Here is a 23,719-nt window from a genome sequence, read left to right as displayed (position 1 = left end):
GCAGGCTAAAAGGCCAGGGCGCTTCCCGGGTCGTGCAACAGCGCGCCGACGTCGGCCAGGAACCGCGAGCCCAGCTCGCCGTCGACGATCCGGTGGTCGAACGACAGCGCCAGCTGCGTCACCTGCCGGGGCACGACCGTGCCCTTGTGCACCCACGGCATCTCGCGGACCGCCCCGAAGGCCAGGATCGCCGACTCCCCCGGGTTGAGGATCGGCGTCCCGGTGTCGACACCGAAGACGCCCACGTTGGTGATGGTGATCGTGCCCCCGGCCATGTCCGCCGGTGCCGTCCGGCCCTCCCGGGCGGTCGCGGTGAGGTCGGCCAGGGCGCCGGCCAGTTCGGCGAGTGACAACCGGTCGGCGTCCTTGATGTTGGGGACGACGAGACCGCGCGGGGTCGCCGCCGCGATGCCGAGGTTCACGTAGTCCTTGACCACGATCTCCTGCGCCGCCTCGTCCCACGAGCTGTTCACCATGGGGTGCCGGCGCACGGCCAGCAGCAGCGCCTTGGCCACGAACAGCAGCGGGCTGATCTTGACACCGGCCAGCTCCGGCCGCGCAGCCAGGCGCGCGCGCAGCTTCATCGTCCGGGTGACGTCGACGGTGAGGAACTCGGTGACGTGCGGCGCGGTGAAGGCGCTGGCCACCATGGCGGCCGCCGTGTGCTTGCGGACGCCCTTGATCGGTATCCGCCGCTCCCGCCCCGCGCTTTCTGTACCGAAAGCTGCCGGGGCGGCGGAGCTTTCGGTACCGAAGGCTGTGCCGGCGACCGCGGCATCGACGTCGGCCCGCGTGATGACGCCGCCCTCGCCGCTGCCGGTGATCGTCGTGAGGTCGACGCCGAGGTCCTTGGCGTACTTGCGCACCGGCGGCTTGGCCAGCGGCCGGAGCCGTCCCCGGCCGTGCGGCGCCGCCGACGACGGTGCCGCGGCCTCGACCAGCGCGTGCGCCTCGGCCTGCCGGCCGACCTCGAGGCCGCCGTGGCGCACCGGCTTCGCCGTGGCGTCGGGCGCGGTCGTCAGCAGCGGCGGGCGGTCGGTCCCGGGTCCGTGGTCCGCCTCGGGCAGGACGGGCGCGGTCGCGCGTGCGGCGACGGCCTCCCCGCTTCGACGAGGGCGGCGCTTGGCCTCGGTGGTGCGCGGGCCGTACCCGACCAGCACCGCGGTGCGGCCGCCCGGGGCGGCGCCACCGATCAGGCCCGCCGCGGGCTCGCCGTCGGCCCGGGCCTGCCCGGCGTCGGACGCCGGCGGCGGTGCGCTGTCGCCTCCCACGTGGATGGTGATGATCGGGGTGCCGACCTCGACCATCGTCCCGGCCTCGAAGAGCAGTTCGGTCACCGTGCCGGCCCACGGCGAGGGCAGCTCGACGGCCGCCTTCGCCGTCTCCACCTCGCACAGCGGCTGGTTGACCGTGACCGTGTCGCCGACGGCGACCAGCCACTGCAGGATCTCGCCCTCGGTCAGGCCTTCCCCGACGTCGGGCAGTCGGAACTGCTTGGTCGCCATGCTCAGAACTCCATCGACCGGTCGACGGCGTCGAGCACCCGGTCCAGGTCGGGGAGGTACTCCTCCTCCAGCTTCGACGGCGGGTACGGGGTGTCGTAGCCGCCCACCCGCAGCACCGGCGCCTCCAGCGAATGGAAGCAGGACTCGGTCACCCGCGCGGCGATCTCCGACCCGAGCCCGAGCGTGGTCGGTGCCTCGTGGACGACGACGCAGCGGCCCGTGCGGCGCACCGACTCGAACACCGGGTCGAGGTCCAGCGGTGAGACGGTGCGCAGGTCGATGACCTCGAGCGACCGGCCCTCCTCCGCGGCGGCGTCGGCGGCCTGCAGGGCGGTCTTCACCATCGGCCCGTAGGCCAGCACCGTCACGTCGTCCCCACCGCGGACGATGCGGGAGCGGAACAGCGGCTCGGGCTCGGCGGCGGTGTCGACCTCGGCCTTCTCCCAGTACCGGCGCTTGGGCTCCAGGAAGACGATCGGGTCGGGGTGCGCGATCGCCTGCTGGATGCCCCAGTAGGCGTCGACCGGGTTGCTGACGGCGACGACCTTGAGCCCCGCGGTGTGCGCGAAGTACGCCTCGGGGCTCTCGCTGTGGTGCTCGACGGCGCCGATGCCCCCGCCCATCGGGATGCGGATGACGATGGGCATCGCCACCTTGCCCTTCGAGCGGGCGTGGATCTTGGCGACCTGCGTGACGATCTGGTTGTAGGCCGGGAAGACGAAGCCGTCGAACTGGATCTCGCAGACCGGCCGGTAACCGCGCATCGCCAGGCCGACGGCGGTGCCGACGATCGCGGCCTCGGCGAGCGGGGTGTCGACGACGCGGTCCTCGCCGAAGTCCTTCTGCAGGCCGTCGGTGATGCGGAAGACGCCGCCGAGCTTGCCGATGTCCTCGCCCATGAGCACGACCTTCGCGTCGTCCTCCATCGCCTTGCGCAGGCCCAGGTTGAGCGCCTTGCCGATGGTGAGGGTTTGGGTGCTCATCTCAGTGGCCCTCTCCGGCCGCGGTGTCGGAGAAGCTGGCGTGGTAGGCGACGAACTCGTCGCGCTGGGCCGCCAGGTGCGGCGTCTGCTCGGCGTACACGTGGTCGAACATCTCCGCGGGCACGGGGTCGGGCATGTTCACCGTCCCGCTGCGGATGTGCGCGGCCAACTCGTCGGCCTCGGCCTCGACCGCGTCGAAGAAGGCGGGATCGGCGATGCCGCTGCGGGAGAGATGGGCCTTGAGCCGGGCGATCGGGTCGCGCAGCTTCCACTCCTCCAGCTCGCCGGCCAGCCGGTAGCGGGTCGGGTCGTCGGACGTGGTGTGCGCGCCCATGCGGTAGGTGAAGGCCTCGATGAACGTCGGGCCCTGGCCCTCCCGGGCGGCCTGGAGGGCGGCCCGCGTGACGGCGAGGACGGCGAGGACGTCGTTGCCGTCGACCCGCACGCCGGGGAAGCCGAAGCCGGCCGCGCGCTGGTACAGCGGGACCCGCGACTGCCGCTCGAGCGGGACGCTGATCGCGTACTGGTTGTTCTGGCAGAAGAAGACGACGGGGGCGCCGAAGCTGGCCGCCCAGATCATCGCCTCGTTGACCTCGCCCTCGCTCGAGGCACCGTCGCCGAGGAACGCCAGGACGGCGGACTCGGCGCCGTCGCGCTGGACGCCCATCGCGTAGCCGGTGGCGTGCAGGCACTGCGCGCCGATGACGATCGTGTACAGGTTGAACTTCGTCGAGACCGGGTCCCAGCCGCCGTTGTCGACCCCGCGGAAGAGGCTGATGACCTCCAGCGGGTCGACGCCGCGGGTCCAGGCCACGCCGTGCTCGCGGTAGGTCGGGAAGGCCATGTCGTCGTCGGCCAGCGCCCGGCCCGCGCCGATCTGCGCCGCCTCCTGGCCGAGCAGCGACGCCCAGATGCCCAGCTCGCCCTGCCGCTGCAACGCGGTGGCCTCGACGTCCCAGCGGCGGACCAGCACGAGGTCGCGGTAGAGGCCGCGGAGCTCCTCGTCGGTGAGGTCCACCGCGTAGTCGGCGTGCTCGACGCGCTCCCCCTCGGGCGTCAGGAGCTGGATCAGTTCGGGCTGCTGAGGGAGATGCGGTGCCCCCGCACCGGGTACGGGGTCGACCACCTCGGTGGTCTGGCTCAACGCGCTCACGAGCACTCCTCGCCGTCGTCCGCTGCCGCCGGGGTCTCCGGAGCCGCGGTGGTGGACCGCACGGGCACCGGGGTGTGGCGCCGTTCACACATCCTGACACGACTCCCCGGGTTCTGAACAACACCACCCGCTGACCGATCTGCGCAAGATCCCCCGATCTGGTTGCGCAGAAGTGGAGGTACTCGGACGTCCTTGCATGTCAGACTGAGCAACGTGCCCGAGGTCGACGCCACCGACGCGCGACTGCTGCTCGCCCTGGCCGAGGACCCCCGGGCGAGCGTCATGGCGCTCTCCCAGCGCTTGGGGCTGGCACGCAACACCGTGCAGACGCGCCTGAGCCGGCTGGAGACCAACGGCGTGCTGGCTCCGCTCGACCGGCGGGTGCGGCCGGAGGCGCTCGGCTATCCGCTGGGCGCGTACGTGACGGTGCAGGTCGTGCAGCGCGGCCTGGCCGAGGTGAGCTCCGGTCTGGCCGAGATCCCCGAGGTGCTCGAGGTGACCGGGTTGTCGGGCAACGCCGACCTGCTGGTGCAGGTCGTCGCCCGGGACGCCGACGACCTCTGGCGGATCGCCGAGCAGATGCTCGCGATCCCCGGTGTGCAGCGCATCGACACGGCGCTGTCGATGCGCCGGTTCGTCGACCACCGGCTCGGACCGCTGCTCGCACGGGCGGCGGGCGCGGATCCCGATCCCGAGTAGGACCTCAGCGGGGCCGGCGGACCCGGACGGGGCCGCGGGCGGTGACCACGTCGACCACCTCGCCGCCCTGCGTCACCTCGGCCCTCCCATCGTCGGCGAGCCGCCCCGCCGCCGCCCGCGCGGCCGGCATGAGTTCCCGCCAGGCGACCGGATCGACCGCCCTGGCCGCCTCCGACGGGCACACCGACGCCTCGGGCCGGCGACGGTCGAGCAGCTCCTCGAGCACGCGCTCCAGTCGCAGGTCCACCTCGTCCACCGCGGACCGCCTCAGCGCCAGCCGCGCTGGTCGACGCCGCCCGGCACCGGCGCCTCGGGGTCGTAGGGGGTCCGCGTGAAGACGAACGTGCCGAGGTCGAGGTGGTCGCCGGCGATGCGCAGCGTCTCGCCGGCGTAGTACCCGTCCAGACCGACCCAGGTGCCGTCGTCGCGCGCGGCGAAGCGGCTGGCCCGACCTCCGCGACCGGGCAGCGGCCCGAGGTGCAGCAGGCCACCCGCGACCGACCGGAGCGCGTACGGCGCGGGACCCCAGAACCAGATGCCCAGCACGTCCAGCGGCACGGCGGCCGCGGAGGGCGTCCAGGGGTCCACCACACGGGGCTCGGCGCCCCGGAGGTCGGCCAGCAGCCCGAAGACCACGGCCTCGAGGCCCGAGGTCGTGTTGGCCAGCGACACCGCGCCGGCCTGCTCGTCGCGGTCGACGAAGACGCCGGCGAGGAAGCCCGGCATCGACCCACCGTGCCCGACAAGGGTCCGCTCGTCGACCCGCAGGACCTGCAGGCCCAGGCCGTAGGCCGACCAGCCGGGCACCGAGGCGTCCACTCCGCCGGGGACGGTCATCTCCTCCAGCGTGCCGGGATCGAGCACGTCCCCGGTGTCGCCGATCAGGAAGGCGGCGAAGCGGGCGAGGTCGTCGAGGGTGGCCCAGAGCTGACCGGCCGCGGCCATCACCCCGGCGTGGTGCTCGGGCTCGGGGAGGACGACGTCGGCCCAGGGATGCACCGCCGTGCCCGTCGCCGAAGGGGCCACCGGCCGGGGCGTGGTGCGGTCCATGCCGAGCGGCGCGAGCACCTCGGTGGTGACCGCGTCCTCCCACGTGGTCCCACGCATGCGGGCGACGAGCTCGCCGAGCAGGCCGTAGCCGAGATTGGAGTAGTGGAACCGCCGGGCTGCTCCCAGGACGACGTCGTCCGTCCCGAGCCGCAGGTCCGCGAGCTCGCCCCCCGGCGTCCGCTCCCACCAGCCGCCCGGGCTCTCGGCCGAGGCGCCGGCGAGGTGGGAGAGCAGCTGGCCGATCGTGCGGTCGCCCAGAGGCGTGCCCGGCAGGTGGCGGTCGAGCGGGTCGTCCAGGTGCAGCCGACCCTCGTCGCGCAGTCGCATCACGACGACCGCGGTCACCGTCTTGCTGATCGACCCCAGCCGGTACTGGACGTCGGTGTGCGGCTCGGGCACCTCGCCCCGGCCGGTCGACCACGCCAGGCCGCCGTCCCGGACCACGCCGGCGACCAGGCTGGGCGCACGCCCGTCGCGCTGGGCACGGGCGGTGCGCGCGAGGAGGACGCGGGCGGTGGTCGGGAGAACGGGTTCCGGCATGCCGGCGACCGTAGCGAGGGGCGCTCCGGCTCCGCAGGTCAGGCGGGAACCGCGTCGTCCTCGGGCAGCCGGCCGCTCCGGCTCGCCCAGCGCTCGAACCAGACGGTGGCCAGCGGCGGGATCGAGGCCGCCAGCGCGAGCAGCGTCGTGCCCGCCGTCCAGCGGAGCACCCGGGACGCGATCAGGGCGACCACCACGTACGCGACGAAGACGCCGCCGTGGATGGGGCCGAAGATCTTGACGCCGAGCTCCGTGGTCTGGGGCACGTACTTGACGTACATGCCGATGAGCAGCCCGAGCCAGGAGAGCGCCTCGGCGACGGCGACGATGCGGAACAGGGGCGCGGCGGTACGGGGAGTCACGCTCCCGATCCTCCCCGAGCGATCAACCGAGGTAGGCCCGGCCCCGGTGTGAGATCGGCAGCAGCTCCCGACGATGTGCGCTGGATGCCCATTCCCGGCCTCGGAATGCGCAGTAAGCGCACCCGCGGGGTACGTCAGCCGGCGATGCGGCGGGCACCGCTGTAGCCGCTCATCAGCGGGGCCACCTTGACGACGTCGCCGGAGGTCGGCGCGTGCACCATCTGGCCGTTGCCGATGTAGATGCCCACGTGGCTGACCGGGCTGTAGAAGAAGACCAGGTCGCCGGGCTGGAGCTGGTCGCGGGAGACCGGCTGGCCCATCTGCGACTGCATGCGGCTGGAGTGGGGCAGCGAGACACCGGCGGCGGCGAAGGCGTACTGCGTGAGCCCCGAGCAGTCGAACGAGCCGGGGCCGTCGGCCGCCCAGACGTAGGGCTTGCCCTGCTGCGCCATCGCGGTGTCGATCGCGATCTGGGCGGCCGAGCTGCCGGCCAGGATCGGGCCCGTGGACTCGACCGGCTCGCGCTCCTCGGAGCGGCTGGCGCGCTCCTCGCCGTGGTGCGCGGAGATCGCGGCCTGCTGCTCCTGGGCGCTCAGCTGGGTGAACGCCTCCTTGTACGCCGCGACCTCCGCCTCGAGGGCGGCCTGCTGGGCGGTGACGGCGTCGTACTGCTCCTGCGCCTCCGAGGCCGCACGGTGCGCGGTGGCGTGCGCCTGCGCCGCAGTGGCACTCGCCGCGGCCGCGTCGTCGAGGATCTCGTTCTGGTGGCCGGCGACGAGCTGCAGCGTGGCCATGCGGTCGACGAAGGCGTCGGCGGAGTCACTGGTCAGCATCGCCTGGAAGGCCCCGAGCCCTTCACCGGTGTAGGCACTGCGCGCCAGACCTCGCACGCGCTGCTGGGCCGTCGCGAGTTCGGCGGTCGCCCGGTCGAGCTCACCGCGGGCCGCCTCGGCGATCGCGAGCTGGCTCTTCAGCGCCTCCCGCGCCTCGTTGAAACGCTCGGTGATCACCTCGAGGTCGTGCCCCTTGGCCGCCACCAGTGCGGCGGCCTCGGCCGAGTTCGACGGCGCGGCCTGCGCCGGCACGGTCGAGAAGAGGACCCCGACGACGCCGGCGACGGCCAGCACCGTCCGCCGCACGACGAGGTGGCGGGCCGGACGGCGGGAAGAGGTGCGCGAGGCGCGCGCGAGGGGGGTCGCCATGGTGCGGCGGCGCTCCGTTCATCGGTGTCGTGCGGGGGCTGTCCAGCGCTCCAGGGCCAGTGACTCAGCGCCCCGACGGACATACAGACCGTAAGGGTCGTGACCGGCTCGTGACAATGACATGGCTGTGGTTTTGTCGGATTCCGAGTTCAGCGGGTCGCGAGCAGGGCTTTCCCGCCTCACCGGTTACACGAGTCACACCCGCCCCGTTTCATGGCCGCCCCCACGGCGCAGTACGGGGGCATGGATCTGAAGAGGCCCCTCCTGGTGCTCGCACTCGCCGGTTCCCTGGTCGCCTGCGGGGACAACACGAACCTCGACCGCGGCGAGACCAACTGCGACGAGCAGGGGCAGGAGGCGTCGAACCCCCAGGACGCGAGCTGCGAGGAGACCGGCACGCCGGGCGACGGAGGCGACGGCACGGAGGGCGACGACACGGAGGACGACGGCTGATCGGCCACGTCGCCGGAGGGATACGGTCCGGCCGTGATCGAGAGCGCCGGGAGCCGGAGCAGGTATGACGTCGTCGTGGTCGGCGCCGGCCACAACGGACTGGTCGCCGCCGCGTACCTGGCTCGAGCCGGGAGGTCCGTGCTCGTCCTGGAGCGACTCCCCCACGTGGGCGGCGCGGCCATCAGCAGCCAGGTGTTCGAGGGCGTCGACGTCCGGCTGTCGGCGTACTCCTACCTCGTCAGCCTGCTGCCGGACCGCATCATCGAGGACCTCGGCCTCGACCTGCGTCTGGTCGACCGGGTGGTCGCCTCGTACACCGCGACCGTCCGGGACGGCCGCCCGGCCGGGTTGCTGGTCGAGCGGGACGAGGGGCCGGCGACGGCGACGTCCTTCCGGCAGCTGACCGGCTCCGACGACGAGTTCGCCCGCTGGCAACGGTTCTACGGGCGGCTGGCCACGCTGGCGGAAGACCTGGCGCCCACGCTCACCGAGCCGCTGCTCTCCCCCGACGAGCTGGCCGGCCGGGTCCGCGACCCCGAGCTCTGGCACGACCTGCGGGAGCGCCCGCTGGCCGACGTGGTCGGCGACCACCTCTCCGACGACCTCGTCCGTGGCGTCGCCCTGACCGACGGCCTGATCGGCACCTTCGCCGACCTGCACGCCGACGACGGCCTGGCCGGGCGCTGCTTCCTCTACCACCTGATCGGCAACGGAACCGGCCGCTGGCGGGTGCCCGTCGGCGGCATGGGCGCGGTCACCGGCGCGATCGCCGCGGCCGCCCGCCGGGCCGGCGCCGAGCTGGCCACCCGGGCGACGGTCACGGCCCTGGAGCCGAGGGACGACGGTGTCACGGTGCACTGGACCGACGACGACGGGCGGACGAGGGCCGTCGACGCGGGGCACGTGGTCGGCGGGGCCGCACCCACCGTGCTCGCCGAGCTCACCGGCGCCGACCCGGGCCGCCGCCCGTCGGGCTCCCAACTCAAGGTCAACATGGTGCTGGCGCGGCTGCCGCGGCTGCGCTCCGGCGCGGATCCGGCCACCGCGTTCGCCGGCACCTTCCACCTCGACGAGGCCGCCGCCCAGCTCGACGCCGCGTACGCCCAAGCGGCGGCCGGCCGGCTGCCCGACGTCATCCCGTTCGAGGTCTACTGCCACTCGCTGAGCGACCCGTCGATCCTCGGCCCGCGGGAGGCGGCGACCGGCCACCACACGCTGACCCTGTTCGGCCTGCACACCCCGGCCGAGCTGTACCGCGACGACCCGGTCGGCACGCGGCGGGAGGCGGTACGGCGGGTGGTCGCCCAGCTCGACGCGCACCTCGAGGAGCCCCTCCTGGACTGCCTGGCCCGCGACGCGCACGGGGAGCCGTGCCTGCAGGCCGCGTCACCCCTCGACGTGGAGGAGTCGCTGGCCATGCCCGGCGGGCACATCTTCCACGGTGACCTGGCCTGGCCGGTCGCCGACGAGCCCGAGGACGTCGGCACCTGGGGCGTGGCGACGGCGCACCCGCGGATCGTCGCGGCGTCCTCCGGTGGAACGGTGCGCGGTGGCGCGGTCAGCGGGCTGGGCGGCTATGCGGCGGCTCGGCACCTGCTCGACCCCCGCTGACCGATGACCGATCCGCTGCCCTCGGGCCTCCGTCCGCGGGCCGCGGAGCTGCTGGCCGGCGTCCGCCGCCGGCTGGAGGGGCGGGACCTCGCCCTGATCGCCGCGGGGCTGACCTTCTACGCCGGCATCGCGGTCGTCCCGCTGCTCGTCCTGGCCTTCGCCCTCACCGCCCGGCTCACGTCCGCCGGCGAGGTCCGCGCCCTCGGTGACCGCCTCGCCGAGCTGCTGCCCGCCGAGCTGGGCGCACCGGACGCGGTCCAGCGGCTGGTGACCGCCGGCGTCGAGCTGACCCTGCTGGGCGGGCTGCTGGCGCTGCTGCCCATGTCGTTCTACGGCGAGGGCCTGCGCCGGGCCCTGCTGCGCTTCAGCAGCCGCCGCGAGGGCCTGACCGGCTGGCGGGGGCGGCTGGGTGCGCTCCCCGTGGCGCTGGTGACCCCGCTGCTGCTGTACCCGCTGCTGCTCACCGTGCCGCTGATGGCCAACCTCGCCGAGACCGGCGGGTTCGCCGCCACGACCGGCCGGATCGCGGTCGGCTTCTACGCCGTGCTCGCCGCGCTGGCCGTTCCGCTGGCGTGGGGGTTCCGGGTGGTCGGCGCCGGGCGGGTGCGCTGGACGGCCCTCGCCGCCGGCGCCCTGTTCACCGCCGCCTGCGTCTCCGGGTTCCTGCAGGGGTTCGTGCTCTTCCTCGCCCTGCCGATCGACCTCGGTGCCCCCTTCGGCGGGCTGGTCGTGGTCGGCGGCGTGGTGGCCGTCGGCCTGTGGCTGTTCGCGCTGCACCTGGTCGTCCTCTGCGGCTGGCTGGCCACCCAGGCCCTGGACGAACTGCTCGAGCGCCGGTCAGCCGCCGCGGCGGGGTGACTCGGGGAACTCCGACCAGTCGTCCGGCCAGTCGTCCGGCCAGCCCGGCAGGGCCCCCGGCGAGGTCGGCGGTGGATCGGCCGGTGGGTCCGGCGGCGACGGCGGACCCGGCACAGGGGCGGCCGGCGGCGCCGGCGGCGGATCCGGCATCGGCGGAGGCGGTGGCACGTAGTCCGACCCGTTGCTGACCAGGATGGTGATCAGCTGTCCCGGCACCGCGCGACCGCCCCGGCCCGGGCTGGTGCCCACGAGCGCGCCCTCGATCAGGTCGCTGTTCACGCGCGCCGTCGCGGTCTGGTACCCGGCGTTGGCGAGCACGCTCCTGCACTCGTCGACGGTGTCGCAGCGGGGCACCGGCCGGGTGTTGCCGTTGACCACGGTGGGGTCGGACGGCGGGAACTCCGAGCTGCCACGGGCGCCGAGGATCGGCGCCATGGCGTCGTGCCAGATCCGCGCGCCCTTGCCGCCGCCGAAGCCGCCGACGTCCTCGCGCTCCTTCGGGTTGAAGACCATCACGCTGGCGGTGATCTCCGGCGTATAGCCGACGAAAGCCACCGACAGGTTGTTCTGCGTCGTCCCCGTCTTGCCGGCGATCTGGTGGCCGGGGACGTACGCCGCCCGTCCGGTCGCCCCGGCGTACCCGGGCTCGACGTCCTTGCGCAGCATCTGGTTGAGCGTGTTGGCGACACCCGGGGGAATCGCCTCGGGAGTGCACCGATCGCGCACCAGAGCATTGCCGTCGTCGTCGGTCAGCGGCTGCCCGTACCGGTCGAGGACGGCGGTGACCGGGACGACGTCGCACTGCGTCCCGCCGGCGGCCAGCGTCGAGTAGGCGCTGGCCAGGCCGAGGGGGCTCGTGGCATCGGGCCCGAAGGTGAAGGAGCCGCGGTTCTCGGCGATCGTCCGGTCCGCGAGGCCAGGCTCGGAGAACTGGAACAGCCCCATCCGCTCAGCCATGCGCACGGGCTCCTCGACGCTGCCCAGAGCGTCCTCGAGCGCCAGGAAGTACGTGTTCGACGACTGGTACAGCGCGGTCGTCAGGTCGAGGATCGGGCGGTAGCTCCCGGCGTTGCGGACGTCGTACTGCCCGTCCTCGTCGTCCTCGGCGTAGACGCGGGACACGTAGGGGCTGGGCGCGCGGAGCGTGTACTCCGTCGAGTACCCGCGGGCGAGCGCCGCGGCGGCGACGAACACCTTGTAGGTGGACCCGGCGCCCCGGCTGGGCACCTCGTTGAGGTTGACCGACTCCTGGCTCGGGTCGTTGCGGTCGAAGCCGAAGACGCGGTTGACGCTCATCGCCAGCAGGTGCCCGGTGCCCGGCTGGACGGCGGTGAACGTGCCCGCCCGGGTGTCCCCCATCGGCAGGGTGTTCAGGACGGCGGAGTCCCCCGAGCGCTGCAGCTCGACGTCCAGGGTGGTCTTGATGACGTAGCCGCCGTGCTCGAGCTCCCGCTGGTCGATCCCCAGCTGCTGGGACAGGTACTTCTGCACGAAGTCGCAGACGTAGGGGCCGACGCTGGCCTGCACGCACCCGCGCCGGGGGGCGGGCGCGGGCGCCAGTCCGAGCGGCGACGCCGCCGCCTCGGCCTCCTCCGCCGGCGTGATGTAGCCCTGCTCGGCCATCCGGTCGAGCACCTGGTTGCGGCGGATCGTCGCGCCCTCGGGGTTGACGAACGGGTTGTCGTCGGTGGGGCTCTGCACCAGCCCGGCGAGCAGCGCGGCCTGGGGCAGTGTCAGGTCAGCGGCGTCGACGCCGAAGAAGGCGCGAGCGGCCGGCTGGATGCCGTAGGCGTTCTGCCCGAAGTAGACGATGTTGAGGTACCGGGTGAGCAGCTCCTCCTTGCTGTACGTCTCCTCGAGAGCCAGCGCCAGGCGGGCCTCCCGGATCTTGCGCCCGAGGGTCTGCTCGGTGGCCGCGGCGCGCTGGGCGGGGTCGTCGGTGGACTGCAGCAGCGTCTGCTTGACCAGCTGCTGGGTCAGCGTCGAGCCACCCTCCTGCACACCGCCCGCGGCGATGTTGGTGACCAGCGCGCGGAGGGTGCCCTGCACGTCGAGGCCGCCGTGCTCGTAGAACCGCGCGTCCTCGATCGCGACCATGGCCTGCTTCATGATCTCGGCGATCCGGTCGCCGGCCACCGGCGCGCGGTTCTCGTCGTAGAAGTGCGTGATCACCTCGCCGTTCGCCGCGAGCATGACCGTGTTGCCAGGTGGCGGCTCGTCGGTCAGCTCGGACGGCGGGTCCCCGAGGAAGCTGGTCGACTGCTGCGCCGCGAGCGCCGGTCCGCCCACCCACGGGAGGAGCAGCCCGGCCAGGAGGGCACCAGCGGCGACGACGGAGAGGGCGAGCACGAACAGCGTGCGGACGGTGCCGGCGCGCCGCTCCATGGACTCTCCCTCCTCGCAACTCGGCCAACACTCCAACAGACGGACACGCCGCATGCCAACCCTCCGCGCCGTCCGTAGCCACCGCGTGACGCAACGCGACGGGCTGGTGGGAAGGGAGAGTTCAGAGAGCGAGCGGTGCCGGAAGGTCCCCGCGGTGCAGCACCACCAGGGCGCTCACCGCCCGGGTGAGGACGACGTAGCGCGCGCGAGGTGGGCGCGCTCGGCAGCGAGCACGTCGCTCGTGATCATCGGCATGTGGCTGTCCGACACGCCGTCGACCGTAGCCACTCGCCGATGATCACGGAGAGGGGTGGCGGTCCTGCGGCTCGACGATCACGATGTCGACGGCGCGGAACTGCTTCGGCGTCTCCAGCAGCACCGCCTTGGTCGGCTCCCCCACCTCCAGCGCCGGCTCCCGCCGCAGGGCCACCAGCGGCGCCAGCCGCGCGTCGGCGAGGACGTCGTCCACCAGCCCGCGGTCGCCCCCGGTGAACAGCGCCTCCACCGTCGCCGCGTGCGGCAGCAGCACCCGGACCGCGGTGTCGGCAGCGGCCGCGACCACGGCGTCGGTCTGGTTGCCGCGCCGCCGGGCGAACCGCTGCTGCGACCAGCCGCCGGCCGCCGTCCGGCCCTGCACCTGGCGTGCGTCCACCTTGGAGACGACGAGGTCGCTGCCGTCGAAGACGCCCACGGCCCAGCGACCGCGGCGCACGAGGAGCACGGCGGCCCGGCGAGACCGTCGCACGCCCGTGGTGAGCGACGTGAGCAGCGCCGGGCCCGGCGCCCAGTCGAACGGTGCCCGGAGCGCGACGGTGGTCGTGTCCGCGCAGGTCAGGTGCACGGCGCCGTTCTCGAGACGGACGTCGGCGAACGCCCCGTGGCGCTCGGCCACGCCGTCCAGCCACTTCCCCAGCCGCTCCGGTGCGACGCCGAGGCGGCGGCCGCCACCGGCGGCAGGCCGGGACCGGGTCACGAGCGGAGGCTATCCCGCAGGTCCGGCCGGATCCCGTCGTCGGCGGCGGTGCGCGGATGGACGCCGGGATGCCGCCCGACGGGCTGGAACTCGTGCAGGGCGTAGCGCACGGCCTCGTCGTCGGTCATGGCCGCGCCCTCGGCGAGCAGGCGGTCGGCCTCGGGCCCGAGCCGGGTCAGCGTCTCCTCGAGGCCGGACACCGCGTTCACCGGGTGGTCGACGATCTCGGTCCCGGTGAGCTGCTTGATCCGCCGCACGGCGCCGACCAGGCGCACCTCCCGCTCCACGTCGCCGTCGAGTACCGCCAGCATCGCGAAGTCGGCCAGGTGGAGGACCAGGGCCGACACGTCGCCGGAAGGGGCGAACAGGCGCAGGCTCTCGACGAGCCGCTCCCGGGCGTCGTCGGCGCGGCCCTGCAGCAGGTAGGTGCGCCCCAGCATGCGCAGTGACCAGCCGAGGTGGAAGGCATCTGTGCCTGCCCGGTGCCGGTCGGCCGCCTCCGCCAGCAGCCGTTCGGCGGTGCCCAGGTCGCGGGTGAGCAGCGCGAGGACGCCGCGCAGCCACAGCACCCGGGCGAGGCCCGCGCCGTCGCCGAGGCCGGCGAACACCTCGCGGCTGCGCTCGGCCAGCTCGGTGGCCTCCTCGAGGCGGCCCTGCTGCCAGATGGCGAAGGACAGGTTGTACAGGCCTTCCGCCAGGTCGGCGGGGTCGCCGCTCTGCTCCGCGAGTCGGACGGCGGCCGCGTAGGCCGCCTCGCCCGCGGGCAGGTCCCGCTGCCAGTACGCCACCCCGCCGAGGGCCGTGTACAGCGCGAAGCAGGCCCGCGGGTCGTCGGCCGGCAGGTGGTCGCGCACTGCCTCGAGCGCCGCCCGCCCCTCCCGCAGGTGGCCGCGCATCTGCCAGTAGCGCCAGACGCCCGCGGCGATCCGCGCCGCGAGGGCGGGCTCGTGCTCGGTGGCGACGACGAGCGCGGCCCGCACGTTGTCGTGCTCGGCCCGCAGCCGGTCCAGTGCCTCGGCCGGCTCGGCGGTGGTCAGCTGTGGCGCGCTCTCCTCCACCAGGTCGGCCAGCCGCACCGCCTCCCGGTGCCACACGTCCGCCCGGTCGCCGCGGGCCAGGATCTCGGCGGCGAACTCACGGACCACCTTCAAGGTCACGAAGCGGTCGGAGCCGTCGGGACCGCGTCGGAGGAGGCCCTGGTCGAGCAGCTCCTCCACCGGAAGGTCGAGCTCACCCGGGTCGCCGGGCACGACCTGCTCCAGCGCCTCGAGCGTCGCACCGCCAGGGAATACGGCGAGGGCGGCGAACACCCGGCGGGCCGGCTCGTCGAGCAGGTCGTAGCTCCACTGCAGGGTGCTGCGCACGGTCTGTTGGCGACCGGGGAGATCACGCGGCCCGCTGACCAGCAGCCGGAGCTGGGAGCCGAGCCGGTCGGCGATCTGGGTCAGGCTCAGCGTGCCGACGCGGGCCGCGGCGAGCTCCACCGCCAGGGGAAGGCCGTCGACGCCGTCGACGATCCGCTCGACGGCCGCCCTCTCCTGCTCGCCCAGCCGCAGACCGGGCCGCACCGCGCGGGCGCGCTCGACGAACTGGTCGACCGCCGCCTCCCGCGTCAGGGGCTCGAGCGGGTACTGCTGCTCGCCCCTCAACCGGAGCGGCCGCCGCGACGTCGCCAGCACGCGTGGGCCGGGCGCTGTCCGCAGCAGCTTCTCGACGACCTGCGCGCCGTGCTCGAACTGCTCCAGGTTGTCGAGGATCAGCAGCATCCGGCGGCCGCGCAGATGACCCGCCAGCCGGACGAGGCCCTCTCCGCCGTACGAGGCCGGGGGAGGGCCAGCGTCCGGGCGACCTCTTCCGGCACCAGGTCGCATCCGCAATCGCAGTCGGAGGACTCGGCGAGGGACACGAACGCGATCCCGTCGGGGAACTCCGGCCGGAGCCGTTCGCCGAGATGGAGCGCCAGACGGGTCTTGCCGACGCCCCCGGGGCCGGTGAGGGTGACCAGCCGGTGGTGGGCGAGCAGCTCGGCCACCCGCGACGCGTCCTCGTCCCGGCCGAAGATCGGCGCCGGAGCCTCCGGCAGCTCGTACACGGGCGCGTCCAGGCTGCGCAGGGGCGGGAACACCGTGTCCAGACCGGCGGCCACCAACTGGTAGAGGGTCTCGGGGGCGGGAAGGTCCTTCAGCCGGTGCGCTCCCAGCGGCATCGCGCCGATGCCGTCGGGCCAGTGCCCGTCCACGAGCGCCCAGGTCGCCGCGGTGAGGAGGATCTGGCCGCCGTGGCCGGCGGCGCAGACGCGGGCCACGCGGTGCACGTCCATGCCGACGTATCCGCCGTCGCCGAGCACCGCTTCCCCGGTGTGCAGGCAGATGCGCACCAGCAGCCGCCGCCCACCGGGCCAGGCGAACGCGGCGAGCGACCGCTGCACCTCGACCGTGGCCCTCACGGCATCGGACGCCGACGGGAAGACACAGAAGAACGAGTCACCCTCGGTCTCCACCTCGGTGCCGCGGTGCCGGTCGAGCTCCGCGCGCACGATGGCCCGGTGCGCGAGCAGGACACCGGGGTACTCGTCGCCCAGCTCCGCGAGCAGCCGGGTCGAGCCCTCGATGTCCGTCATGCAGAAGGTGACGGTCCCCGTGGGCAGCGCCACGCGCCGAAGCTACGCCGTCGGCACGGCCCTGTCTGCTGCCCTGTGTGCCGCCGTCGGGGGCCGAGGTGGAGCCGGTCGCCGGCACCGTCGACGTCGGACGTGCCCGCTCAGCCGAAGCGCACGCCCAGTGTCGGTCCGGCGCCGGGCGGCTGGATGACCGCCGCCACGACCGCGGGCAGCGGCCGGGCCACGGACCCGATCGCCGAGGTGGCGTCACCCGTGAGCCGGTACGCCGCGTCCACGGCCGGGGTGGCGGTGAACTCGGCGCCGTTGGCCTCCTGTCCCGTCGCCGCGGTCAGCGCGGCGAGGGTGGTGAAGGTGCGGCTGCTGCTCGAGCCGGCCGGCCAGGTGGCCAGCCAGGTCGGCGCCGAGGCGCTGGGCCGCGTCCAGACGTTGCCGTTCACGGTGAGGCCGATCTGCGCCGGCGTGCGCCGCAGCGAGGTGTCCTGCGCGCACAGCAGGCAGTTCGCCGACGTGCGCCCGCCGACCACGTTGTTGGCGATGGTCACCGGGCCGAGCAGCCAGGTCACCGTCGGGTCGGGGTTGGGACGGCGCGGGTCGTACCCCGGCGTGCTGCGGTTGCTGGCCACCCGCGAGTCCTGCGCCACCCAGAGCGCCCGGCCGCCGTTGTCGAGGACCGTGTTGTTCCAGATGTCGATCCGCGAGGCATTGTTGATCTTCATGCCGCTGGCGCCGTTGCCGACCACGAGGTTGTCGGCGATGAGTGCCTGCGCGGAGATCTCGTAGGAGATCCCGTGGCCGCTGTTGCGCAGGATGTCGTTGCGGGCGACGGTCACCCCGTGCACCGACTCGTCGAACCACAGCCCGGTGCCGAGGTTGTCGGCGAAGACGCTGTCGGTGACGGTCAGGTCGCGGGCGCTGCAGATCTTCATGCCGCCCGAGACCGGGGCCTGGTTGAACCGCTCGGTGTTGTTGCCGACCGCGCGGACGCCGGCGACGACGAGGCCGTCCGAGAACGAGGACTCGATGCCGAGCATCCCGTTGCGCTCGGCGGTGACGTTGCGGAGCGTGTTGCGCTCGCCGAGGTTCTGCCCGCCGACGTACATGCCCTGGGTCGCGTTGTCCCGGACCACGACGTTCTCGATGGTGACGTCGGGAGCGAGGGAGCGCAGCGCGCCCTTGTCGGGCACCGGCGTCGCGTACCGCTGGATCCCGATGCCGCGGATGACGCTGCCGGCACCGCGGATCGTCAGCCCGACGGTCTGCGTGCTCGCCCGCACCGCCCGGCCGGCGGGGTCGGTGCCCAGGTAGAGCCGGTCCCCGGGGTCGTCGACGTAGAAGGTCCCCGGGACGACGGCGGCACGTGAACCCACCTGCCGCAGCGGCGTCCCGTCGACGAACACCATGTCGGGGTGGGCGGCCATCGGGTAGGCGGCGTCGACGAATCCCCAGCCCGGTGACCGCCCGTCGGGGGCGCCCGGCGTGTAGGTCGGGCTGTGGTCGAACTGCGCCGTCCACCCGCTCAGCCGCCAGTCGTCGCCGTCGGGCGACCAGCCGGAGACCTCGCGGCTGCCGTCGAGCCAGACGACCTCGTTCGGCGCCGACTGCACGGTGAGCCGCTTGTGCCGCGGGATCGTGACGTTCTCGTTGTAGCTGCCCTGGCGGAGGACCACCGTGCCGCCGTTCGGCGCGGCCGCGACCGCCGCAGCCAGCGTGCGGTACGGCGCGGCCTCCGTGCCCGGGCCCGCGTCGGCGCCCGACGGCGACACGAACACGGCGCCATTGGGGACGGGGTACTCCGTCGACCCCAGTGGCGCGGCACCGGCCAGGTCGGTGCCCCGGCCGGTCAGCGGCGGCGGCGGGACGACCGGGCCGGGTCCCGCCGGCCCCGGGGGAGCGGGGGCGGCGGGGGTGGTGGCGGCGCGACCGTGCCGTCGCTGGTCAGGGACGCGGCGACGTCGTCCACCCGGACCGTGAGGGGCACGGAGCTGCGGGAGAGGTAGGCGTGCAGCCCCACGCCGCCGGTGACCTGCCATCGGGCGGTGTTGTCGGTGGCGCCGGCGGTCCACGCGGCGGGTTCGGCCGCGGTGGCCTGCCAGACCTTCGCCCGGACGGCGGTCGGCGACGTGCCGGTGACCTGGACCCGCACCTTCACCTGCTGCCCGGTCACGCCCCGGACGCCCGGCACCGTCGCCTCGCGGACCAGGACCGTCTCGGCCCAGCGGGTGTCCAGCCGCACCAGTGAGACGGCGACCGTGCCGTCGGCCAGCCAGCGCACCTTGGCCTGGTACTGCCCGACGTCGGCGATCCGGCGTCCGGAGACGGACACGAACAGCCCCCCGCCGGTGGGCGTGCGGCTCGCCGCGAGGGTGATGGTCACGTCGTTGCTCGTGCCGGTCTGTGGCAGGTGCGCCTGCTGGGTCCGGCCGTCGGTGGTGAGCGCGATGGTGCCCATGCCTCCGGTCGCGGCGAACCGGGAGGGTGTGAGCACCGTCCAGGCGCCGCCCTGGTCGGCGGTCCCCCAGCCACCGGAGACGATCCGGGAGAACCCGTCACGAGCGGTGACGGTGACCGGGGCCGCCCCGGCGGGCATCGCGACCGCGACCGACAGCACGCACAGCAGGAGGGCGAGCAGGCCGCTGCCGGACAGACGGGCGGGCCGCCGGAGCACCCGCCGGACGCGGTGCCCGGCGGTGGGCGGATCAGCCGGGGTCATGTCGCCGTCCGGATGTAGGGGGAGAGGTCGCGGCGGGACCCTACGGGGGTCCGGCCTACCCGTCCATGGCCGCGGCGCCGCTGGTCAGCGAACGAGTTCGGGCGTGGAGGCGTGTTCGGCGGGCACGAGGAGCAGCCGCTGGAAGGCACCGACCACGATGGCGGCCACGGCCGCGGCGATCGTGGCCACCAGGAACGCCATGTTGGCGCCGGCGACGTCGACGATCTTCCCGGCCACCGAGGCGCCCACGGCGACCCCGAGGCCCAGCGCCGTCCCGATCCAGGTGAACGCCTCGGTGACCGCGGACCGCGGCACCAGCAGCTCGGCGAGGGTGAACGAGCTGATCAGGGACGGCGACACCGCGACGCCGGCGATGATGACGAACGGGACCATGACCCACACGTCCTGGACCAGGAGCAGCGGGACGCTGCACACGGTCAGGAGCACGAGGACGGCGGCCAGCCGGTGCCGCAGCGGCAGCCGCCAGTGCACCGCGCCCCAGCCGATGCCGCTGGCCATGGAGCCGACCGCGAGGCTTGCGATCAGCACACCGGAGAGCGCCTTGGCGTTCTCCTCGTCGGCGAACGCCACGAGCGCGATCTCCAGCGTGCCGAGGATCGCGCCGACGGCGGCGCCGACCACGAACAGCACGCGCAGCCCCGGAGTGCGGATGGCCGACGGACCGTTGCGGTGCTCGTGCGCGGCCGGCGGAGGTTCGGTCCGCCCCTGAGCGGCGAACAGCAGGCTGCCGATGGCGGCCAGGGTGAAGGCGGTGACGACGCCGCTGGTCGCGTGGCCGGTCGTGGACAGGAAGGTGACCAGGACCGGGCCGACGATGAAGACGAACTCGTCGACGACGGACTCCATGGCCAGGGCCGTCGGCAGGCGGTGGCTGCCGCGGAGCAGGTGCGTCCAGCGGACCCGGATCATGGAGGAGACCGGGGGGATGCAGGCGCCGGCGAGCCCGGCCGAGGCGAACACCGTCCAGAGCGGCCAGTCCTGCTTGACGGCGGCGAGGAAGCTGGCCCCGGCTACGACGAAGACGGCCAGCACGGGCAGGAGGACCTTGCGCTGACCGTGGCCGTCGGCCAGCCGGCCCAGCACCGGCCCGGCGAGTGCCGTGGTGACCGCTCCCACGGCGGCCACGGCTCCGCCGAGGCCGTAGGAGCCGGTCTCGTCCGCGATGAGCAGCACGCAGCCCAGCCCCACCATGGACAGCGGGAGCCGCCCGACGAAGGCGGCCAGCACCATCGGCAGGGCGTGCGGCGTGCGCAGGACCTGCAGGTAGGGATTGGCCACGAGCGGGGAGCCTCCAGTAGGGACCGCCGTCCAGACGGTGCCCGCCACGCTACCGACCGTGGGACCCCCGGCCCGCTGGGCCGGACCCCGCCTCAGGCCAGGCGGCTCTTCAGGATCTCCAGCTCGTCCCACATCGTGCTGGGCAGCTTGTCCCCGAACTTCTCGAACCACTCGGTGATCTGCGGGATCTCCTCGCGCCATTCCTCGGGCTTGACGGCGAGCGCCTTCTCGACCTGCTCGGGCGTCAGGTCCAGGCCCGAGATGTCGAGGGAGTCCACCGTCGGCACGTGGCCGACGGGCGTCTCCACGGCGGCCGCCGTGCCCTCGAGGCGCTCGACGACCCACTTGAGCACCCGGCTGTTCTCGCCGAAGCCCGGCCACAGGAAGCCGCCGTCCTCGTCGCGGCGGAACCAGTTCACGTAGAAGATCTTCGGCAGCTTGGTGGCGTCGGCCTGCTTGCCGGTGGCGACCCAGTGCGAGAAGTAGTCGCCGGCGTTGTAGCCGATGAACGGCAGCATCGCGAACGGGTCCCGGCGGACGACGCCCACGGCGCCGGTCGCCGCGGCGGTGGTCTCCGAGGAGAGCGTCGCGCCCATGAACACGCCGTGGTTCCAGTCCCGGGCCTCGCTGACCAGCGGGATCGTCGTCTTGCGGCGGCCGCCGAAGAGGATGGCCGAGATCGGCACGCCCTTCGGATCCGCGTACTCCGGCGCCAGGATCGGGCACTGGGTGATCGGCGTGCAGAACCGGCTGTTCGGGTGGCTGGACAGCTCGTCGCTGTCCGGCGTCCAGTCGCGGCCCTTCCAGTCGGTCAGGTGGGCGGGCGGCTCCTCGGTCATGCCCTCCCACCAGATGTCGCCGTCGTCGGTGAGCGCGACGTTGGTGAAGACCGAGTTGCCCTGGTCGATGGTGCGCATGGCGTTCGGGTTGGTGTCCCAGCCGGTGCCCGGCGCGACGCCGAAGAGGCCGAACTCCGGGTTGAGCGCGTACAGGCGGCCGTCGTCGCCGAAGCGCATCCAGGCGATGTCGTCGCCGAGCGTCTCGACCTTCCAGCCCGGGATGGTGGGCTCGAGCATGGCGAGATTGGTCTTGCCGCAGGCCGACGGGAAGGCGGCCGCGATGTAGTACGTCTTCTGCCGAGGGCTGGTCAGCTTGAGGATCAGCATGTGCTCGGCGAGCCAGCCCTCGTCGCGCGCCATCACCGAGGCGATGCGCAGCGAGTAGCACTTCTTGCCCAGCAGGGCGTTGCCGCCGTAGCCCGACCCGTAGGACCAGATGGCCCGCTCCTCGGGGAAGTGCACGATGTACTTGGTGTCGCTGCAGGGCCACGGCACATCCTGCTGCCCCTCGTCGAGCGGGGCGCCGAGCGAGTGCATGGCCGGCACGAACGGCCGGTCCTCACCCATGGCCTCGAGGATCGCGCTGCCGATCCGAGCCATGACCCGCATGGAGACGACGACGTACTCGGAGTCGGTGAGCTCGACGCCGAACATGGGGTTCTCGGCCTCGACCGGGCCCATGCAGAACGGGATCACGTACATCGTGCGACCGCGCATCGAGCCGCGGTACAGCTCGGTCATGATCGACTTCATCTCGCCCGGGTCCATCCAGTTGTTGGTGGGACCCGCGTCGGCCTCGTCGACCGAGCAGATGTAGGTGCGGTCCTCGACGCGCGCGACGTCGGTGGGGTCGGAGGCGCACCAGAACGAGTTGGGCTTCTTGTCCAGGCGGGTGAACGTGCCGGCGTCCACCAGCTTCTGCGTGAGCCGCTCCCACTCCTCGTCCGTGCCGTCCACCCACACCACCTGGTCCGGCGTCGTCAGCTCGGCCATCTCACGGACCCAGGCCAGCAGGCGGGCGTGGGTGGTGGGGGCGTTGTCGAGACCGGGGGTGGCCACGGAAGTCACGGCGTCTCCATCCTGTGGGCTGCCGGGCGGAGGGGTGCACCGGCGGTGGTGCGGCTGCCAACCGGCGCGTTCCACGTGTGCAACGACGTCGGATCAGGTGAGGTTACCGGCGGGTCCCCCGCCTGTAACCGTGAGAGATGTTACGTCTAGGACGTCTTGCTTTCGGGTCGGAAGACCCTGGCGGCCTCCGGTGTTGACTCCGTCTCGTGACCTCAGCTGCCCTCTTCACACCCCTGACCCTGCGCGGCCGAACGCTGCCCAACCGCCTGGTCGTCGCGCCGATGTGCCAGTACACGTCGACCGACGGCTTCGTCGGGGACTACCACCTGGTCCATCTCGGGCGATACGCGCTGGGCGGCTTCGGTCTGGTCGTCGTGGAGGCGACGGGCGTGACCCCCGAGGGCCGGATCAGCCACGGCGACACCGGCCTGTGGTCGGACGACCACGTGCCCGGCATGGCCCGGATCGTGGACTTCCTGCACGAGCACGGCTCCCTGGCGGGCATCCAGCTGGCGCACGCCGGCGCGAAGGCCTCCAGCAAGCGGCCGTGGGACGGCGAGGGTCCGGTGACGACCGAGAACGCACACCCGGGCGAGGAGCCGTGGCCCACCGTGTCCGCCAGCGCCCTGCCGGTCGCGCCGGGCTGGCCCACCCCGCACGCGTTGACCGTGGACGAGCTGGCCGAGGTTCGCGAGGCGTTCGTGGCCGCGACACGGCGCTCGCTCGCGGCGGGCTTCGACGTCGTCGAGGTGCACGCCGCCCACGGCTACCTGCTCAACCAGTTCCTCTCCCCGCTCACCAACCGGCGCACCGACGGGTACGGCGGCTCCCGCGGAGGGCGGATGCGCTTCCCGCTCGAGGTGGTCGACGCCGTCCGCGCGGCCTGGCCCGAGGACCGGCCCCTGTTCGTGCGCGTCTCGTCGGTCGACGGAACCTCCGACGGCGTGACGCTGGAGGACACCGTCGCCTTCGCCCGCGAGCTGAAGGCGCGGGGCGTCGATGCGATCGACACCTCGGGCGGCGGCCTGGGCGGTGGGTGGCACCACCCGATCGGCTACGGCTACCAGGTGCCGCACGCCGCGCAGATCAGGGCCGAGGCGGACATCCCGACGATGGCCGTGGGGCTCATCGTCGACGCCAGGCAGGCCGAGGCCGTCGTGGCATCCGGTGCAGCCGACCTGGTGGCGATCGCCCGCGAGGCGCAGGACGACCCGAACTTCGCGGCCCGTGCCGCCCGCGAGCTCAGCGGTTCCTACGAGGTCTACCCGATCCAGTCCAGCGCCCGGCTCGCCTCGCGGGACCGGCTGCTCGGCCGCCTCGGACCGTGGACCGGTCCGGACCCCGTCCAGGTGGTCGAGCGCCCGGCCTGAGCGCGGTCACCGGCCCCGCTCCGGGGGCCGAGTGCGCGC

At 73.6% G+C, this 23,719-nt stretch carries 20 protein-coding genes; 5 read left to right on the top strand and 15 right to left on the bottom strand.

Annotated elements, in window-relative coordinates:
- Window positions 1–5 precede the first annotated feature (5 nt).
- From MVA48_RS17475 to pdhA, 3 genes are read right to left on the bottom strand one after another with little or no spacing between them, the layout of a single operon-like run.
- Window positions 6–1,505 (bottom strand): dihydrolipoamide acetyltransferase family protein, encoded by a 1,500-nt coding sequence (locus MVA48_RS17475; protein ID WP_246982052.1) that lies wholly within the window; start codon window positions 1,503–1,505, stop codon window positions 6–8.
- 2 nt (window positions 1,506–1,507) lie between these two features.
- The gene (locus MVA48_RS17470; RefSeq protein ID WP_246982050.1) at window positions 1,508–2,488 is read right to left on the bottom strand and encodes an alpha-ketoacid dehydrogenase subunit beta; all 981 of its coding nucleotides are present in this window, start codon (window positions 2,486–2,488) and stop codon (window positions 1,508–1,510) included.
- A 1-nt stretch (window position 2,489) separates the two neighbouring features.
- Entirely contained in the window at window positions 2,490–3,641 is a 1,152-nt protein-coding gene (pdhA, locus tag MVA48_RS17465) for a pyruvate dehydrogenase (acetyl-transferring) E1 component subunit alpha (RefSeq protein ID WP_246982049.1), read from the bottom strand.
- Window positions 3,642–3,854: 213 nt separating this feature from the next.
- Here pdhA and MVA48_RS17460 point away from each other — a divergent pair, with 213 nt between their 5' ends.
- Window positions 3,855–4,340, top strand: a complete 486-nt coding sequence (locus MVA48_RS17460; protein ID WP_246982048.1) for an Lrp/AsnC family transcriptional regulator — start codon at window positions 3,855–3,857, stop codon at window positions 4,338–4,340.
- Window positions 4,341–4,344: 4 nt separating this feature from the next.
- Here MVA48_RS17460 and MVA48_RS17455 read toward each other — a convergent pair whose 3' ends face one another.
- The 4 genes from MVA48_RS17455 to MVA48_RS17440 all read right to left on the bottom strand — a co-directional run bounded on the left by MVA48_RS17455 (window position 4,345) and on the right by MVA48_RS17440 (window position 7,494).
- Window positions 4,345–4,587 carry a DUF3253 domain-containing protein gene (locus MVA48_RS17455; protein WP_246982047.1) on the bottom strand — a complete coding sequence of 81 codons (243 nt, stop codon included), beginning with the start codon at window positions 4,585–4,587 and terminating at the stop codon, window positions 4,345–4,347.
- A 20-nt stretch (window positions 4,588–4,607) separates the two neighbouring features.
- On the bottom strand, window positions 4,608–5,930 hold the full coding sequence (locus MVA48_RS17450; RefSeq protein ID WP_246982046.1) for a serine hydrolase domain-containing protein: 1,323 nt from the start codon (window positions 5,928–5,930) through the stop codon (window positions 4,608–4,610).
- A gap of 38 nt (window positions 5,931–5,968) precedes the next feature.
- Window positions 5,969–6,292: a DUF3817 domain-containing protein gene (locus MVA48_RS17445; protein WP_246982045.1), complete on the bottom strand. Its 324-nt coding sequence runs from the start codon at window positions 6,290–6,292 to the stop codon at window positions 5,969–5,971.
- Between the two features lie 134 nt (window positions 6,293–6,426).
- On the bottom strand, window positions 6,427–7,494 hold the full coding sequence (locus tag MVA48_RS17440) for a C40 family peptidase (protein WP_246982044.1): 1,068 nt from the start codon (window positions 7,492–7,494) through the stop codon (window positions 6,427–6,429).
- A 243-nt stretch (window positions 7,495–7,737) separates the two neighbouring features.
- On the opposite strand from MVA48_RS17440, the gene MVA48_RS17435 reads away from it, so the two are divergent.
- From MVA48_RS17435 to MVA48_RS17425, 3 genes are read left to right on the top strand one after another with little or no spacing between them, the layout of a single operon-like run.
- On the top strand, window positions 7,738–7,947 hold the full coding sequence (locus tag MVA48_RS17435) for a hypothetical protein (RefSeq protein ID WP_246982043.1): 210 nt from the start codon (window positions 7,738–7,740) through the stop codon (window positions 7,945–7,947).
- Window positions 7,948–7,980: 33 nt separating this feature from the next.
- Window positions 7,981–9,558, top strand: a complete 1,578-nt coding sequence (locus MVA48_RS17430; RefSeq protein WP_246982041.1) for a phytoene desaturase family protein — start codon at window positions 7,981–7,983, stop codon at window positions 9,556–9,558.
- Between the two features lie 3 nt (window positions 9,559–9,561).
- Entirely contained in the window at window positions 9,562–10,416 is an 855-nt protein-coding gene (locus MVA48_RS17425; protein ID WP_246982039.1) for a YhjD/YihY/BrkB family envelope integrity protein, read from the top strand.
- Here the strand turns inward: MVA48_RS17425 and MVA48_RS17420 are convergent.
- From MVA48_RS17420 to MVA48_RS17385, 8 genes are all read right to left on the bottom strand, one after another.
- Complete coding sequence (locus MVA48_RS17420) at window positions 10,396–12,801, bottom strand: transglycosylase domain-containing protein (RefSeq protein ID WP_246982037.1); 2,406 nt, start codon at window positions 12,799–12,801, stop codon at window positions 10,396–10,398. The genes MVA48_RS17425 and MVA48_RS17420 overlap by 21 nt on opposite strands.
- 298 nt (window positions 12,802–13,099) lie before the next feature.
- Window positions 13,100–13,774 carry an acVLRF1 family peptidyl-tRNA hydrolase gene (locus MVA48_RS17415; RefSeq protein ID WP_246982035.1) on the bottom strand — a complete coding sequence of 225 codons (675 nt, stop codon included), beginning with the start codon at window positions 13,772–13,774 and terminating at the stop codon, window positions 13,100–13,102.
- Window positions 13,771–15,540 carry an ATP-binding protein gene (locus MVA48_RS17410; RefSeq protein ID WP_246982032.1) on the bottom strand — a complete coding sequence of 590 codons (1,770 nt, stop codon included), beginning with the start codon at window positions 15,538–15,540 and terminating at the stop codon, window positions 13,771–13,773. The genes MVA48_RS17415 and MVA48_RS17410 overlap by 4 nt, the downstream gene beginning before the upstream one ends.
- Complete coding sequence (locus MVA48_RS17405) at window positions 15,531–16,427, bottom strand: adenylate/guanylate cyclase domain-containing protein (RefSeq protein ID WP_246982030.1); 897 nt, start codon at window positions 16,425–16,427, stop codon at window positions 15,531–15,533. The genes MVA48_RS17410 and MVA48_RS17405 overlap by 10 nt, the downstream gene beginning before the upstream one ends.
- Window positions 16,428–16,534: 107 nt before the next feature.
- On the bottom strand, window positions 16,535–18,163 hold the full coding sequence (locus MVA48_RS17400; RefSeq protein WP_246982029.1) for a right-handed parallel beta-helix repeat-containing protein: 1,629 nt from the start codon (window positions 18,161–18,163) through the stop codon (window positions 16,535–16,537).
- Between the two features lie 71 nt (window positions 18,164–18,234).
- A complete protein-coding gene (locus MVA48_RS17395; protein WP_246982027.1) occupies window positions 18,235–19,104 on the bottom strand; it encodes a hypothetical protein in 870 nt (289 codons plus the stop codon).
- A gap of 84 nt (window positions 19,105–19,188) precedes the next feature.
- Window positions 19,189–20,451, bottom strand: coding sequence for an MFS transporter (locus MVA48_RS17390; protein WP_246982025.1), 1,263 nt, complete (start codon window positions 20,449–20,451; stop codon window positions 19,189–19,191).
- Window positions 20,452–20,495: 44 nt separating this feature from the next.
- Window positions 20,496–22,310, bottom strand: a complete 1,815-nt coding sequence (locus MVA48_RS17385; protein ID WP_246982024.1) for a phosphoenolpyruvate carboxykinase (GTP) — start codon at window positions 22,308–22,310, stop codon at window positions 20,496–20,498.
- Window positions 22,311–22,516: 206 nt separating this feature from the next.
- Here MVA48_RS17385 and MVA48_RS17380 point away from each other — a divergent pair, with 206 nt between their 5' ends.
- On the top strand, window positions 22,517–23,680 hold the full coding sequence (locus MVA48_RS17380) for an NADH:flavin oxidoreductase/NADH oxidase (RefSeq protein ID WP_246982022.1): 1,164 nt from the start codon (window positions 22,517–22,519) through the stop codon (window positions 23,678–23,680).
- Window positions 23,681–23,719 lie beyond the last annotated feature (39 nt).

The sequence above is a fragment of the Blastococcus sp. PRF04-17 genome (assembly GCF_023016265.1).
Classification (GTDB): Bacteria; Actinomycetota; Actinomycetes; order Mycobacteriales; family Geodermatophilaceae; genus Blastococcus_B.
Note: the sequence above shows the minus strand (reverse complement) of the source record. Positions and strands in the feature narration are given on the sequence as shown.

Coding starts and splice junctions, on each gene's coding strand:
- MVA48_RS17475 (WP_246982052.1), bottom strand. CDS start 1,505: ATGGCGACCAAGCAGTTCCGACTGCCCGACGTCGGGGAAGGCCTGACC.
- MVA48_RS17470 (WP_246982050.1), bottom strand. CDS start 2,488: ATGAGCACCCAAACCCTCACCATCGGCAAGGCGCTCAACCTGGGCCTG.
- MVA48_RS17450 (WP_246982046.1), bottom strand. CDS start 5,930: ATGCCGGAACCCGTTCTCCCGACCACCGCCCGCGTCCTCCTCGCGCGC.
- MVA48_RS17440 (WP_246982044.1), bottom strand. CDS start 7,494: ATGGCGACCCCCCTCGCGCGCGCCTCGCGCACCTCTTCCCGCCGTCCG.
- MVA48_RS17435 (WP_246982043.1), top strand. CDS start 7,738: ATGGATCTGAAGAGGCCCCTCCTGGTGCTCGCACTCGCCGGTTCCCTG.
- MVA48_RS17425 (WP_246982039.1), top strand. CDS start 9,562: ATGACCGATCCGCTGCCCTCGGGCCTCCGTCCGCGGGCCGCGGAGCTG.
- MVA48_RS17420 (WP_246982037.1), bottom strand. CDS start 12,801: ATGGAGCGGCGCGCCGGCACCGTCCGCACGCTGTTCGTGCTCGCCCTC.
- MVA48_RS17410 (WP_246982032.1), bottom strand. CDS start 15,540: ATGCTGCTGATCCTCGACAACCTGGAGCAGTTCGAGCACGGCGCGCAG.
- MVA48_RS17395 (WP_246982027.1), bottom strand. CDS start 19,104: ATGACCCCGGCTGATCCGCCCACCGCCGGGCACCGCGTCCGGCGGGTG.